At 63.1% G+C, this 14202-nt stretch carries 11 protein-coding genes; 8 read left to right on the plus strand and 3 right to left on the minus strand.

Annotation, left to right across the window (positions count from 1 at the left end):
• Nucleotides 1-6 precede the first annotated feature (6 nt).
• Complete coding sequence (locus Q0C64_RS06965) at nucleotides 7-3285, minus strand: YdbH domain-containing protein (protein ID WP_294121973.1); 3279 nt, start codon at nucleotides 3283-3285, stop codon at nucleotides 7-9.
• 117 nt (nucleotides 3286-3402) lie between these two features.
• On the opposite strand from Q0C64_RS06965, the gene radC reads away from it, so the two are divergent.
• The gene (gene radC, locus Q0C64_RS06970; protein ID WP_294121975.1) at nucleotides 3403-4083 is read left to right on the plus strand and encodes a DNA repair protein RadC; all 681 of its coding nucleotides are present in this window, start codon (nucleotides 3403-3405) and stop codon (nucleotides 4081-4083) included.
• A 163-nt stretch (nucleotides 4084-4246) separates the two neighbouring features.
• On the opposite strand, the gene kynU is transcribed toward radC, so the two are convergent.
• Nucleotides 4247-5479 carry a kynureninase gene (kynU, locus tag Q0C64_RS06975; protein WP_294121977.1) on the minus strand — a complete coding sequence of 411 codons (1233 nt, stop codon included), beginning with the start codon at nucleotides 5477-5479 and terminating at the stop codon, nucleotides 4247-4249.
• Nucleotides 5480-5711: 232 nt separating this feature from the next.
• Between kynU and trpD the strand changes: the two genes are divergently transcribed.
• The 6 genes from trpD to Q0C64_RS07005 are packed head-to-tail and all read left to right on the plus strand — an operon-like array spanning nucleotide 5712 to nucleotide 12129.
• Nucleotides 5712-6782 carry an anthranilate phosphoribosyltransferase gene (gene trpD / locus Q0C64_RS06980; RefSeq protein WP_294121979.1) on the plus strand — a complete coding sequence of 357 codons (1071 nt, stop codon included), beginning with the start codon at nucleotides 5712-5714 and terminating at the stop codon, nucleotides 6780-6782.
• Nucleotides 6760-8145, plus strand: a complete 1386-nt coding sequence (gene trpCF, locus Q0C64_RS06985) for a bifunctional indole-3-glycerol-phosphate synthase TrpC/phosphoribosylanthranilate isomerase TrpF (protein WP_294121980.1) — start codon at nucleotides 6760-6762, stop codon at nucleotides 8143-8145. The genes trpD and trpCF overlap by 23 nt, the downstream gene beginning before the upstream one ends.
• Nucleotides 8139-9314: a tryptophan synthase subunit beta gene (trpB, locus tag Q0C64_RS06990; RefSeq protein ID WP_294121983.1), complete on the plus strand. Its 1176-nt coding sequence runs from the start codon at nucleotides 8139-8141 to the stop codon at nucleotides 9312-9314. The genes trpCF and trpB overlap by 7 nt, the downstream gene beginning before the upstream one ends.
• Complete coding sequence (trpA, locus tag Q0C64_RS06995; protein WP_294121986.1) at nucleotides 9311-10147, plus strand: tryptophan synthase subunit alpha; 837 nt, start codon at nucleotides 9311-9313, stop codon at nucleotides 10145-10147. The genes trpB and trpA overlap by 4 nt, the downstream gene beginning before the upstream one ends.
• Before the next feature lie 27 nt (nucleotides 10148-10174).
• Nucleotides 10175-11068: a sulfite exporter TauE/SafE family protein gene (locus Q0C64_RS07000; protein ID WP_294121989.1), complete on the plus strand. Its 894-nt coding sequence runs from the start codon at nucleotides 10175-10177 to the stop codon at nucleotides 11066-11068.
• On the plus strand, nucleotides 11065-12129 hold the full coding sequence (locus Q0C64_RS07005) for a 2OG-Fe(II) oxygenase family protein (RefSeq protein WP_294121991.1): 1065 nt from the start codon (nucleotides 11065-11067) through the stop codon (nucleotides 12127-12129). The genes Q0C64_RS07000 and Q0C64_RS07005 overlap by 4 nt, the downstream gene beginning before the upstream one ends.
• Nucleotides 12130-12326: 197 nt before the next feature.
• Here the strand turns inward: Q0C64_RS07005 and Q0C64_RS07010 are convergent, their stop codons facing one another.
• Nucleotides 12327-12923 (minus strand): hypothetical protein, encoded by a 597-nt coding sequence (locus Q0C64_RS07010; RefSeq protein WP_294121994.1) that lies wholly within the window; start codon nucleotides 12921-12923, stop codon nucleotides 12327-12329.
• Nucleotides 12924-13162: 239 nt separating this feature from the next.
• Between Q0C64_RS07010 and purB the strand changes: the two genes are divergently transcribed.
• A partial coding sequence (purB, locus tag Q0C64_RS07015) for an adenylosuccinate lyase (protein WP_294121997.1) occupies nucleotides 13163-14202 on the plus strand: 1040 nt, incomplete at its 3' end.

Raw genomic sequence — 14202 nt, forward strand, 5'->3', positions numbered from 1 at the left:
TCGTCCTCATTGCTGATTGGTCGGATTGGTGGTTGGCGTGATCTTCTGCTCGACCGGCGTTTGCGACTGCTCCTGGCTTTCCTCACGCCGCCTCGTCTCGACGGTGATGCCCGGCACGTCTTTCAGCGGTCGCGGCAGCGCCGGTCCGATCACCGTGGTCGGGTCACGGAAGCTCTTGGCGGTGGCGATCAGTGCCCGGAACGGCCCCTTGATCGTCACGTTGAAATTGAGCGGGATGCGGTTGAGCGAGCGGATCAGGCGCTGGGTGCTGGTATTGCCGAGGCCGACGCCGTGGATCGTCAGCCGCGTCGCGAATTCGCCGTCGAGGTAGCCGTCGAGGCGCATGATCATTGAATGGAATCTGAGGTCGCGGAGCGCATCGAAGGCGATGCTGCCCATCATCCCGAGGTTCGCCTTGTTGACCACGCCGTTATAGGCCAGCGTCCCGCCGCCCTCGCGGCTGTCGAGCCTGCCGCCGACGACCCGCCCGCCCTCGTCATCGAAGATCATCGGCAGCACGCCATCGAACGTGCCGGTCGCGGAAATTTCCGCAAACCCCATTGAATCGACGAAGGTCTTGGCGTCGAGCCCGACCACTTCGAAGGTCAGCCGCTTCGGCGACGACTTGGCGAAGTTGAGGATGGTTTCGCGGAGGATGAGCCGCCCGCCCATGAACGGCCATTCGCCCCGCTCGATCTTGACGAGCAGATCGGGCAGCAGCTGGTAGTGGATTACGCCATCCTCGGCCAGGATGCCGGGATTGACGCTTTCCAGCGTCACGGCCTGCCCGGGATCGGTCACCATACCGAGCAGGTCGGTGAAATGGATCGTCCCGTTCATGCCGGTAACCGGGCCGAAGCTGGCGGCCAGGTCCATTCCCTGTGTCATGAATTCACCGGTCGAACTGACCTCGCCGGCGCCGTTCCAATTGATCCGGCCCTGGCCGCTGACCCGTCCGTTGACGAGCGCAATGACGCCCTGGGTCAACCGGGTGAGCTCTTCCGGCTGCAGGGCATTGCCAAAGGTGATGCCCGCAACATCGAGCACCGCATTGCCCTCGCCGGTCGTCAGATTGTGGGCGATGGTGACGTCGGTGACCCTGGTTCCACTGTCGGGATGCTTGAGCGTGCCGGTCGCATCGATCCGGCTGTTGGCCAAAGTGAAATGCACATCGTCGCTGCGCAGCGGGTAGAATTTCGACGGGTCGGCGCGGTCAGACAGGGTGAGACCGCCGATGACGTCCAAGTCACCGTTGTGCACGCTCCATTGGCCCGCCGCGTCGCTCAGCAAGAGCGGGACCTTGCCGATGATCGCGTCGGCCCCGGCGAAGGTGCCGCCGGTCCCGGTACCGCTGTTGTTGCCGCGAACCTCCTTGGCATTGATCAGCACCGGCGCGTCGGGATGGCCCATCCGCACCGCCACCGTGCTGGCATCGAACGTCTTGATGTCCAGCAGCCGTGCCTGGGCAGCGGTGAGCGAAAATGGCGATTGGCCGAGGCGTCCGTTGAGCCGGACATTGCGGGTCACGGCGCCAATGCTGAGGTTGCCGCCAGCGGGCTTGAGGAGGATCGCGCCATGGGTCGGGCACAGCGGAAGTTGCGCCGGCCCCAGCCGCAACGGTCCCGTGCTGAGCGAGCCGAACGCGGTAACGATGCACTGCTCGCCGAAGCGCAGCGCGCCGCCCCTCCCGAACCGCCCCGAAATGGGGATACGCAGGTTGGCGACCCGCCCGTTCGCGATCGGTCCGTCGAGCAACGCCACGGTACTAACCTCGTTCCAGCCATCGGCACGGCCGGCAAAGCGTACGGTGCCGAGGGTCAGCCGCGACCCGCCATAGGCCATTGGCCCGACATCCGCCTGGCCGCTCAGCGGCGCGCCGGTCCGCGGCTGGCGCAGGCTAATCCGCATGTCGGGCAGGCCGCCGCCACCCGTCTGGATATTGCCGTCGACCCGGATTTGGTTCGTTGGCCAATAATAAGTGACGCCGTCGCCGCCGCTGACTTGAGCCCGCGCGCCGGTCGGAGCGCGAATGTCGGCCCGTTCGATCCTCACGCCGCCTTCGCCGGGCAGATTGACCAGCCTCAGCGCGCCTTCGGCATCGAAATTGCTCCCGGCGGCGCGGACGGCCTTGGCGACCGCGGTGGCGATAGGGCCGATCGGAGTTCCGTGAGCCGATTCCAGAGGGTCGGTGACCACCGCCAGCATCGAAGGAGTCAAAGTGACGTTGTTGGCGCCATAGTCACCAAGCACGATTAGCCGGCCTTGCTCCGAATCGAGCTTGTATCGCCCGTCGAACCGGGTACGGTTGGCGAGGATGCCGGCCAGCCGCGCGCGCTCCGCGGCAAGGTCGATCTGCCCGATCATTCGCTGCGGCGAACCGCCGAAGGTCAAATTGCTGACGACATTGGCAAGGCCATTGTGACCGGCCTCGAGCGAGGTCATGCTCAGCTGCCCCCGGCCCCTGAGGCTGTCGAAGCCTTCGGCGAAGCTGGAATCGATCTCCATCCGCGGCTGCATCAGTCTCATATTGCTGGCGGGGCAGTGGAAACCCTGGCTGTGGATCGGGCCCTTCACATTGGGGCGCCGGCTGATCACGCCGATGTCGACCAGGGCGCGGAACTGGTCGAGCCGGCACTTGCCCAGGTCCAGCCCCGACGATGATGCGGCCAGTTTGCCGGCAAAGCCGCCCGACAGATTGCCCCGCCCCTCGACCGCGAAGCCCAGCCGGCCATAGGGTGTCGCCAGTGCGATCGTGGCATCCTTGAGATCGACGGTGAGGTCCGGAAGCGTGAACGGCTTGCCGCTCGGCGGCGGCAGCAGCTTGTCGACCTGCCCCCACGTTACTTTGCCCGATTGCAACAGCCTGCCGTTCAGCCGGACACCGCGCGCGACCACCCGATAGATTTTGACGCTGCCGGTCCAGCCGATCTTCACCTGGATGGTGGCCCGCCCGACGGTCAGGTCCGGATGGGCCGGATCGCCGATGGCGAGATTGCTGACCTGCTGGGTGCGAAAACCGACCTTGTCGATCGTATAGCTGGCCTGGACCCCGCGCTTCTCCAGTTCGCCGCGGATATAGTCGTCGGCAATCGGCTTGCGCCAAATCCAGATGATCAGCGCGGCCAAAACCAAAAGGACGAAGAAGAACACCAGACCGAGCTTGGTCAGCCGCCAGGCCCAGTGCCAGCCGGTGCGATCATGGACATAGACATGTTCGACAAAGCCCTCATGCTCGAGGGCCTGTTCGATACGCTCTAACGGACGATCGTCATTTCCGGGGCTCATCCGGGCCTAAATCCTTTCCACTCGGCGACCGGTCCGTATCCGCATCGATGCGGCGTTGCATGAGTAACGCGCTTTGCCTAGCCTCGTTTCCGCTCGGTCGCTCATTTGGGGGGTTGCGTGGCCGATTCTCCGGAAAGTTCAGCAGGGCATCGCGCCCGCCTCCGCGAGCGCCTGTTCGACGGAGGCGGCAATGCCCTGCTCGACCATGAGCTGGTCGAGTATCTGCTCGCGCTGGCCATTCCCCGCCGCGACACCAAGGCTCAGGCCAAGCAGCTGGTGGCCCGCTTCGGCGGGATCGGGCCATTGCTGTCGGCCGATGCCGAGATGCTCCGCCGCGAGGGCCTCAGCGACGGCGTGATCGGAGCGCTTAAGATCGCCGAGGCCAGCGCGCTGCGCCTGCTGGAAACCCGGGTCGAAGGCCGGCCGATCCTGTCGAGCTGGGATGCTCTGGGCGACTATCTCCAGGCCGCCATGGCCCATTCGCCGGTCGAGGAAGTCCGCGTCCTGTTCCTCAACGCCAAGAACATGCTGCTCGCCAATGAGGCGATGTGGCGCGGCAGCGTCGACGAGGCTTCGGTCCACGTCCGCGAAGTGATCAGCCGCGCCATCCAGCTGGGCGCCACCGCGATCATCATTGTCCACAACCACCCCTCGGGTGATCCGTCTCCAAGCAGCCAGGACATCCGCCTGACCAAGGATCTGATCGAGGCCGGCCGCCACATGCGCGTCACGGTCCACGACCATGTCATCGTCGGCAACCAGGGCCGCAGCAGCATGAAGGCGATGGGGCTAATTTAGGGCCGCTAGCTTCACTAATTTCATGGGGACAAGCGCCATTTTTGTGAAGTTAGCGGCTTATTGAAGAGTGCAAGAATCCAGCGGGTGAGAAAGAGCCGACCGCAGCCGAATATGGAATGGTTTGGTAGCTGTAGGACAGCAAATTCTGCAGGTCCGCCAATGGTTAGGTCACTTTGCGACGCCTGCTAAACTCCGGACGGTTCCAACCGCCGCTGTCGACAATGTCCGCGCAGCGCTCGACGGCGGTCCAGACATCTTCGTACCGGAGGTAAAGGGGCGTGAGGCCAAAGCGGATCACGTCGGGAGCCCGAAAATCGCCCATCACACCGACGGCGATCAATGCCTGGCAAATCTCGAAGGCATTGGGGTGACGGAAGGAAATATGGCTGCCGCGACGGGCCTGGTCGCTTGGTGAAACGCAAACCAGGTCGGGACATCGATCGGCCATCAAACTCCTGAAGGTCTCGAACAGCCCCACGGATTTCGCCCAAACCGAATCCATCGAAACGCCATCAAAGGCTTCGATACCGCCTTCCAGCGCCGCCATGCTCAGGATCGGCGGGGTGCCTGCCAGGAAGCGGTCGATACCAGGGGCCGGTGCATAATCATCGGTAAAGTCGAACGGCGCCGCATGTCCCATCCACCCCTGCAACGGAGAGGATAGCCGCTCCTGCAGATGCTCGGCGACATAGAGAAAGGCCGGCGCACCAGGCCCGCCGTTCAGATATTTATAGCCGCACCCGACGGCGAGCTCGACGCCGTCCTGATTGAGCTGCAGCGGAACTGCGCCAGCACTGTGGCATAGGTCCCAGATGGCGAGCGCTCCGGCGTCTCGGGCTCGAGCGGTCATGGCAGCAATATCGTGCCGTTCGGCCGTTCCATAATGGACATGCGAGAGGTAAAGAATGTTGGTGTCGGGCCCGACCTTCTGCTCCAGCTCCGGCCGCGGTACGAGGTCGAGCCGCAGTCCGGTCAGCCGGGCCACTCCTTTCGCGATGTATCGGTCGGTGTGGAAATCTCCGGCCTCGCTCAAAATCGCTGGCCGATCGGACAATCGGGAAGCGGCGATCAGCAACTTGAAAAGGTTTACCGACGTGGAATCGGCGACGATAACCTCGTTGGGTTTGGCGCCGATGAGGCGAGCGATCTTCGCCCCTGCCCGCTGTGGCGCATCGATCCATCCCGCATCGTTCCAGCCGCCAATCAGCTGCTCGCCCCACTGGCGCCGCACAACATCGTCCTGGATCTGCCGGGCGGCGCGCGAGGGCGGTCCCAACGAATGCCCGTCGAAATAGGCAATGCCATCTGGAATCAGGAAGCGATCGCGCACCGGGCGAAGCGGGTCACTTTGATCGAGAGCCTGGGCGTCGGACAGGGTGGTTAGTGGGTTGAACATTGCCACTCTTGACAAGTTGGTTGACGGAAACGAGGCTTAGGACGTGACCGAATTTCGCGCCCTTGCCAATCAATTCCAACCTGCCACGGCGGGTTCGGCATGGCTTTGGTGGCGTAAATTGAACCTCGCGGCGCGATGGCGCGGCTGGTGAGCTGATCGACCAAACCGACTCTCCCTGACCGACCTTCGACCCGCCTTCCGGCGGGTTTTTCATTGCCGCGAGGATATTGCCATGTTGACCCAAGCTCATGTGACGGCTCCGCCCGTCCGCCACCCTGTCGCCGACACCGGCCCGGTGCCCAACCCGCTGCCGCGCCTGCTCGCCGGGGAGGATCTTCCCGCTGACGATTCGGAGCATTTGTTCGAGCGGCTGGTGCTCGGCAAGCTCGAGCCGGCCGAGATCGCGGGGATGCTGATTGCGCTCCGGATGAAGGGCGAGACCGCCGAGGAGATGGTCGGCGCGGCCCGCGGCCTGTTCGCGGCGGCGCTTCCGTTCGAACGGCCGGACTACCTGTTCGCCGATTGCTGCGGCACCGGCGGCGACAGCTCGGGCCTGATCAACGTCTCGACTACCGTCGCCTTTGTCGCCGCAGCCTGTGGATTGCCGGTCGCCAAGCATGGCAATCGCAGCGTCAGCTCCCAATGTGGCTCGGCCGACGTCCTTGAAGCGCTTGGTGCCCGGATCGACGCCGATCCGGCGATTGCCAGAACGGCACTGGACCAAACCGGCTTCTGTTTCCTGTTCGCGCCCGCCTATCACCCGGGAATGAAGCATGCGGCGCTGGTGCGGCGGCAGCTGCACGTCCGCACTGTCATGAATTTGCTCGGCCCCTGCATCAATCCAGCGAGGCCATCGGTCCAGCTGCTCGGCGTGGCCGACCCAAAAATGTTGCGCCGGATTGCAATGACACTCGACGCGATGGGCGTTGACGAGGCGCTCGTCGTTCACGGTTCGGGATTGGATGAAGTTGCGCTGCATGGCGAAACACGGGCGATCCGCCTTTCAAACGGAGAGCTGACCGAGATGGTGATTGCCCCCGAAGATGCGGGGCTGACACGAGCGCCCCTCAGTGTTGTAACGGGCGGCGACGTTGCGGAGAATGCCGCTCGGTTGCGGGCGCTTCTTGATGGTGGCGGCAGTTCTGCAGAACAGGACATTGCCATCCTGAACACTGCCGCCCTGCTGCTGACCGCTGGCAAAGCCCCGACCCTGATCGATGGCGCGGAATTCGCTCGAGAAATGCTGCTCTCCGGGCGCGCCGGCGCCGTGCTCGATTCCTATGTCGAGGCAAGCCGTGGCTGAAAGCGTCCTCGCCGAAATCGTCCGTCGCAAGCGGAATGACGTCGCATCGCGGTTGGCAGGTACGAGCCTGAACCCGTGTCCGACGCGCCGCAGTTTGCGAACCGCGCTGGCAAGGCCGGGGGCACGTTTCATCATGGAAGTGAAGAAGCGATCGCCCTCGGGCCATCGCAGCAGCGTAAGCGTCGCGCACGCTGTCGAGGCCTATGCGCCTGTCGCGGACGCCATCAGCGTGCTGACCGACGGACCCTTCTTCGGCGGGTCGCTAGAGGATTTGCGAACGGCACGAGCTGGTTTTGACGGGCCAATCCTTGCCAAGGATTTCGTAATCGACCCTCGGCAGGTGGGCGAGGCACGGCTGTGCGGAGCCGATGCCATTCTGGTCATGCTAAGCGTCCTCGAGGATCGGGAAGCGGCCCAGGTGATGACCGAGGCGGGCCGGCTTTCGATGGATGTGATTGTCGAGGTCCATGACGAGCGCGAGCTCGGCCGTGCACTAACGCTCGGCGCTGAGATCATCGGCATCAACAACCGCGACTTGAACACGCTGGCAACCGATCTCTCGGTCAGCGAACGCCTGGCCGGACTGGTGCCCTACGACCGCCTGGTCGTTAGCGAGTCCGGTTTCGGTTCGCGGCGCGATATCGAGCGGCTGTCGAACAGAGTCGATGCGTTTCTGGTCGGGTCGTCGCTGATGGCAGCCAACGACATCGTCCAGGCCTCGCGCGCGCTCGTTTTCGGACCGGTCAAGATTTGCGGGCTGACCCGAAGCGCCGACGTTGCTGCAGCGGCCAGCGCAGGAGCCAGCCATGCCGGTTTCATCTTCGCAGAGCATAGCCCGCGGCGCGTCGACCGCGAGGCCGCCGAGCTTGCTGCGGAAGCGCACCGTTTCGGCGTGAAGTTGGTCGGCGTGTTCGGGGCACAAAGCGAAGGCGAGATCGTGGAAACGGCGCATCAGCTGCAACTGCATGCGGTCCAGCTACACAGCCGTCAGCATATCGGGAAATTGCGCGCGAGCCTGCCGGCGAAATGCGAAATCTGGACGGTGGCGGGTGTGAGCCGAACTCTCGGAACTCCTGTTGACGGCGCCGACCGCACCCTATTCGACACCACATCGAACGGACGGACCGGCGGCACTGGGCAGGCCTTCGACTGGAGCCTGGTCGCCGGACGTCCCGATCTTCCCAGCGCTTTCCTTGCCGGCGGCATTGGACCCGCCAACGCGCGCGCTGCGCAGCGGGTTGGCACTTTCGGCATCGATATCTGCTCGGCGGTCGAGGCAACCCCACGGCAGAAGGATCATGTGAAGCTGCGGGCCTTGTTCGATACGCTTCGCCCAGCAAGCCGAGGAGCCGTGCCATGTTGATGGAAGGCCGCTTCGGCCGCTTCGGCGGCTGCTTTGTTCCGGAGATACTGGTTCCCGCGCTCGAGCAGCTTGAGGCCGCATTCCTTGAGGCGGAGCAGGATGCTGCCTTTCGATCGGAACTGTCAGGGTTGCTGGCGACCTATGCCGGCAGGCCAACGCCGCTAACGCTTTGCCGCAATCTCACTAGTGGCCCGGCGCGAATTTATCTGAAGCGCGAAGATCTGCTGCACGGAGGAGCGCACAAGACCAACCAGGTGCTGGGCCAGGCGCTGCTTGCCAAAGGAATGGGGAAGCGACGGCTGATTGCGGAAACCGGCGCAGGCCAGCACGGCGTCGCCAGCGCGATGGTCGGCGCATTGTTCGGTTTCGAAACCCGCATCTATATGGGTTCCGACGATGTCGAGCGGCAGCGGCACAATGTCTTCCGGATGCAGCTGATGGGCGCCGAGGTGGTGCCGGTGACGACCGGTGGGCGGACGCTCAAGGATGCAATTAACGAAGCGCTGCGGGACTGGAGCGCCAGCTTTGCCGATACACATTACCTGCTCGGAACGGCGGCGGGGCCGCATCCATTTCCATTGATGGTGCGCCAGTTCCAGCGCGTGATCGGCAAAGAAGCCAGGGCGCAGATGCTGGCGGCGGAGGGGCGGCTTCCCGACACGGTCGTTGCCTGCGTCGGCGGAGGGTCGAACGCCATCGGCATATTTGCTGATTTCATCGAGGATGAGTCGGTCGAGCTGATGGGTGTCGAAGCAGCGGGCAAAGGCCTGGACGGCCTGGATCATGGCGCCACCTTGCTGCGCGGATCGCCGGGCATTTTGCACGGCGCCGAGACTTTCCTGCTGCAGGATGAAGAGGGGCAGGTGCGCGATACATGGTCGATTTCGGCCGGTCTCGACTATCCGGCGGTGGGACCCGAGCATGCCTTTCTAAAGGAGTCGGGACGCGCCAGCTATGTCGGGATTGCGGATCAGGAAGCGATCGCAGCCTTTCGCGGCTTGGCGCGTGGCGAAGGGATCATTGGCGCGTTCGAGTCTTGCCACGCGGTCGCGCAAGCGCTGAAGCTCGCGGAAGCGGCCGACAAGGACTCGATCATTCTCGTCAACCTGTCGGGTCGGGGTGACAAGGACGTCGTTCAGGCTGAAGCGCTGCTGGGGCATCGATCATGAGCCGATATTCCGCCATGTTCGAGCGACTTGCCGCGAATGACGAGGCCGCTTTCGGTGCGTTTCTGATGCTCGGCGATCCAGATCTCGCGACCAGTGCCACTTTGCTGGACTCCCTCGGTGAAGGCGGGGCCGATATGATCGAGGTCGGTATTCCATTCACCGACCCGATCGCCGACGGACCGGTTATCCAGGCAGCCGCGAACCGGGCGCTTGGCAGCGGCACGAGTGTCGAGGACTGCTTCAGGCAACTGGCCGAATTCCGCCGGCGCCATCCGTCGATTCCGGTGGGCATCCTCACCTATGCCAATATTCTGGCAGCCCGGGGTCGCTCGCAATTCTGCCTGGATGCCGCAGCCGCCGGGGTCGACAGCCTGCTCATCGCCGATGTGCCCGCCCTTGAAATTGAGCCCTATCGGGAAGCGGCAAGACGTGCTGCAATCGATCTCGTCATGATTGCCGCGCCGAATACTCCCGGACAAACGCTGACGCGCATCGCGCGGATTTGCTCCGGCTACACCTATTGCGTGGCGCGGATGGGCGTGACCGGGCTGCAGGACAGGCCTGCGCTTGACCATTGCGAAACGATTGCCGAGCTCGCGAGACTCGGTGCGCCGCCGCCAATAGTCGGGTTCGGAATCGCGACACCGGACCAGGTGCGGGAGGCAATTTCAGCCGGTGCCGCAGGCGTGATCAGCGGCTCGGCGATTGTCGAGCTCGTCACTCAACCCGACGCATCGGCGCGCATCGCGCATTTCGTCGCGGCCATGAAAGAGGCCACTCGTTCCAGTTGCAATGCGGAATTCGCTGAAGGGGATCGACATCATGCGCGCTAATCGGTCGGCATGCGGGAGGCGGCTTTGTTGATTGCCCTGCTGATCCTGCTGGGAATTGCGATCCTGACCTATGGATTCGCCCTGGCGCGCGCGACGATCGCGGCCCGCGCCGCGCCCAAGCTCGAAGCCTTGCTATTGGGGATGGTCGTCAACTTCCTGGACACCTTCGGCATTGGCTCCTTTGCGCAGACCACTGCGTGGATGAAGTTTCGCAAGATGGTGCCCGACCGGCTCATCCCGCCGACGATGATCGCCGGGCTAACCCCGCCAGCGATGGTCGAGAGCATCATCTTCCTGATCCTGCTGGGTGTTCGCGTCGATCCGGTGCTGCTGTTCGGCGGCGCAATGGCGACCTTCGCCGGCGGCATCGTTGGTGCGCCCTTGGTCGTTCGCGCACGGGCCTGGATCGTGCAAATGACGGTCGCGATCGGCCTGACCATCGCCGGGATCGTTTTCATCCTGTCGATTCTCGGCAAGCTCCCACCGGGCGGCACGGCGTCGGGCCTGCCGATCGGGCTGACGGTTATCGCAATTGCCGCAAGTTTCATCTTCGGGCTGCTCGCCAATTTCGGGGTCGGCAATTACGCGCCGACCCTGGCGATGCTGAGCCTGATGGGCATGGATCCGCATTATTGCTTCCCAATTATGGCGTCGGGCGCTTCGTTGATGGGTGCCGGGTCGAGCATCAGGTTCATCCGGGTGCCGGAGATCGATCTTCGGATCGTAATCGGACTGACGCTGGGCGGAATCCCGGCGGTGCTGGTGGCGGCGCTGATCGTCAAGAAAATGGACGTCGATATGCTTCGATACGTGATTACGCTGGTCGTGTTCTATACGGCTGTCGTGATGGCGCGCGCCGCGCTGAAGGGTTATCGCGAAGAACGGGGCGAACGTGCCGCGGCGCTGGTGGGGGCATCATGACCGATCCCAATGCGCTCAACCGCGACTTTGAGAAGTACGACCAGGTACGAAAGACGCATACCTATCGCCTGGCCGAGAGCGAGCAGGACGAGTTTGACGATCAGTATCAGATCGCGACGCTGGACCTCGGCTGCTATCTCCATGGCAGTGCGGCGGACCAGGCGCGCTTCGCGGAGGAATTCGCGGGCGCGCTGGAGGATATCGGCTTTGCCGTCCTGGTCGGCCATGGCGTCGATACTTCTCTTTATGATGAGATGCATGAACGCGTGCTCGACCTGTTCACGACGACTTCGCTTGCCGACAAGATGCGCTTTCGCGCTGCTCGCTTCGGCTCGGTCAGCCAGGGCTATTTCCCGATCGAGGAGACCAGCGACATCCATCCCGACCTGGTCGAAGGTTGGGTCTGGTGCCGCCGCGCCTTCGACATTCCCCAGCAACGCGAGGGGCCGTTCCGCGCCGAGGACTATTGGCCGAACCCCGATCATGAGCCCCTGTTTCGCCGGCTCGTTTTGGAACATGAGAAATTGTTCAAGCCGATCGCCCGGGCGATGTTCCAGGGGCTGGGGGTCGATCCGCACATCTATGACCGAAAACTCACGGCGACCAATTTCGGCCTCAGGCTCAACTATTATCCGCCGATGAGCAGCGGCCAGGACCTTTCCGGGGCCGGCCGGCTGCTGGGCCATGAGGACGTCGACCTGTTTACAATCCTGCCCGCCTCGCGCGTCGACGGGCTGCAGGTCTGGAATCATCGCAGCGGCAAATGGGTTCGGCTCAACCCGCCGCAGGGATCGATCATCATCAACACCGGCGACTATATGCAGCGGATCAGCAATGACCGCTTGCCGTCGACGACGCATCGCGTCGGCAAGCCGAGCGATGGCTCGCACCTGTCGACCGCCCGCGTGTCCTTCCCGATGGCCGTCTACGTCTGGGAGGATGAGCAGCTGGAAGTGCTGCCGGGTCTGGGTTCGCCCAGATATGAGCCGATTAAGGCCATCACCTTCCACACCCGCAGCACGAGCAAATTCTACGGCGACGATTACGCGGTCGAAGGCTGATTTAGGCTTGCAAACTTCACTAATTTCATGGGGACAAGCGCCATTTCTGTGAAGTTAGCGGCTTAATGAGGGGAGCAAGAATCCAGACGGTGAGAAAGAGCCGATCGCCGCCGAATGTGGAACGGTTTGGCGGCTGTAGGACAGCAAATTCTGCAGGTTCGCCAATGGCAGCTTTCGACCCATTGCTGCCATTAGGACTAGGCCGAGATTATCGTTCGCCAGCTAGCGTCCGAACACCGGAAACCCCGTTTTGCGAGGTCGCGGAGAACGGCTCGCATATGCCGAGCGCCGTAGACCACCGCCACGCGCTTTTCTGAATCGCCGTCGAGTTCGGCTGCAATGCACTCAATCAGTCTCTTATCCCGAGCATGGATGACGCTTTGGTGGACTGGTTCAAACGTCGGACTCCAGTGCAGTATCTCGTCAGACGACTGGAGGTCTTCGAGGCACATCTTGCGCGCAATGCTCGACCGAGACGAGAACAGCCGCCTATATATTCCGTAAAGCGGGGCCGCGAACAGAAATGCGAAGCGGAGGAGCGGCGACACCTTCCGCCACTCGCGATGAAACTCCTCTGTGGATAGGTCGGCATTGACTATGCGAGCCGAGACCTCCTCTTGGGGAGGTGTTTTCGGTTGCCTAACCAGTCCAAGCTTTTCGAAGTTAATCCATCGATAGCTGCGGGTGAGATTCCGACCAACTGCTGAACGAACTCCCTCCACCAAGACTACATCATGTGAAAAAGCTTCGCCGTAGGTTTCCCTGTAAAAGTGCTCGTCGCCGACGTGGACCATTGGATAGAGCGTAAAGGAAACTGGTGAGGTTCCATTACGGAAAAGCATTCGCGCGGTTCGTAATCCTAGCATCGACGATTCAAGAATCTGCATCGAAGAAGGCTAGCCGGGCTGCTTCATGATTGGAATGGCAGCTTTCCACCCTAAGCGGCCATAAGCTCAGCCCAATCGTTGCCCCTTTGGCCTGCCCTTGCTAGGCGCGCGGCGAAACCTCCCTTAACCAAAGGCGCCGCATCCGCATGGTCCCCCGCTATTCCCGTCCCGCGATGACCGCCATCTGGTCGGCGGAGAACCGCTTCAAGATCTGGTGGGCGATCGAGGTGTTCGCGGCCGAGGCGATGGGCCATATCGGCATGATCCCGGCCGACGACGCGGCGACCATCCGCAAGGCCTATGACGCGGACGTGCTGGGCGAGATCGACGTTCCGGCGATCGACGCGATCGAGGCGGTGACCAAGCATGACGTGATCGCTTTCCTGACGTGGGTCGGCGAGAAGCTGGGGCCGGAGGCGCGCTGGCTGCACCAGGGGATGACCTCGAGTGACGTGCTCGACACCAGCCTGGCGGTCCAGCTGAAGCAGTCTGCCGACCTGCTGATCGAGGATCTGGACGCGCTGCTCGAAGTGCTGAAGCGCCGCGCTTTCGAGCATAAGCTGACCCCGACCATTGGCCGCAGCCACGGCATCCATGCCGAGCCGGTCACTTTCGGCCTGAAGCTCGCCCAGGCCTATGCCGAGTTCAACCGCAACCTCGCCCGTTTGAAAGCCGCACGTGACGATATCGCCACCTGCGCCATTTCCGGATCGGTCGGGACCTTCGCCAACGTCGATCCAGCGGTCGAGGAGCATGTCGCCAAGGAACTTGGCCTGACGCCCGAGCCCACCTCGACCCAGGTCATTCCGCGCGACCGCCACGCGATGTTCTTCGCAACCTTGGGTGTGATCGCCTCGTCGATCGAGCGGCTGGCGATTGAAATTCGCCACCTGCAACGGACCGAAGTGCTGGAAGCGGAGGAATATTTCTCGGCCGGCCAGAAGGGCTCGTCGTCGATGCCGCACAAGCGCAACCCGGTGCTGACGGAAAATCTCACCGGCCTCGCCCGCATGGTCCGCTCCGCAGCTGCCCCGGCGATGGAGAATGTCGCTCTGTGGCATGAGCGGGACATCAGCCACTCGTCGGTCGAGCGCTTCATCGGCCCCGATGCCTGCATCACGCTCGATTTCGCCCTCGCCCGCCTGACGAGCGTGGTCGACAAGCTGCTGGTCTATCCGGATCGCAT

It is taken from the genome of Sphingomonas sp. (assembly GCF_023266535.1).
GTDB lineage: Bacteria > Pseudomonadota > Alphaproteobacteria > Sphingomonadales > Sphingomonadaceae > Sphingomicrobium.